Source organism: Vibrio sp. D401a (assembly GCF_030248515.1).
Lineage (GTDB): Bacteria > Pseudomonadota > Gammaproteobacteria > Enterobacterales > Vibrionaceae > Vibrio > Vibrio rotiferianus.
This window is the reverse complement of record NZ_JAHGAI010000110.1, coordinates 1-701: the sequence shown is the minus strand read 5'-3', so window position 1 is coordinate 701 and position 701 is coordinate 1. Positions and strand designations below refer to the sequence as shown.

Below are 701 nucleotides of genomic sequence, written 5' to 3'. Positions count from 1 at the left end.
CCTTAACAGGGCGTTATGCGATTCATGAGGTCAGCGAAAGGAATAGAGATTTATGTACAAAGTTGGCGTTGTTATATTTGATGATTTCACAGATGTAGACTTTTTTCTTATGTATGATTTGCTTGGGAGAACAACCGATAGTTGGACGGTCAGCATACTGGGAACTAAACCTGAACATCACTCCCACCTTGGTATGAAAGTTATAACAGACGGGCATATTTCAGAGGTGACGAACCAAGATGTCGTTCTTATCACTAGTGGTAAGCGTGGTATTCCAGCAGCGATGAAAGATGATGAATTTATGTCAGCGTTGAGCCTTGACCCAAAGAAACAGCTAATTGGCTCGATATGTGCTGGTTCATTCATCCTTCATGAGCTCGGTTTACTAAAAGGTAAGCCATTAACAACCAATCCAGATGCTAAAGGTGTTCTACAAAAGATGGGAGGCGACGTTCAGGATCTGCCTCTAATAGTAGAAGGTAATATAGCCACCGCAGGAGGTTGTCTTTCAATGATGTATCTCATTGGTTGGGTGGCAGAGCGGCTGTTTGACTCTAATAAACGGAAAACTATTCAGAATCAATTAATTCCAGCTGGGCAGTTAGAACTTTTTGAAGAGCTCATTACCACAACTATTCAGTCAGCAGAGTTGAAAAATTCGCATAACAAAGCGTTTAAGAGTGATTCGTAACGCTTGGCAT

General features: G+C 41.5%; 1 protein-coding gene. It reads left to right on the top strand.

Annotated features, from left to right (window positions below):
- The first annotated feature begins 52 nt into the window (after nt 1-52).
- Nucleotides 53-691 (top strand): DJ-1/PfpI family protein, encoded by a 639-nt coding sequence (locus tag KIV41_RS24730; protein ID WP_285337856.1) that lies wholly within the window; start codon nt 53-55, stop codon nt 689-691.
- Nucleotides 692-701: the final 10 nt, after the last annotated feature.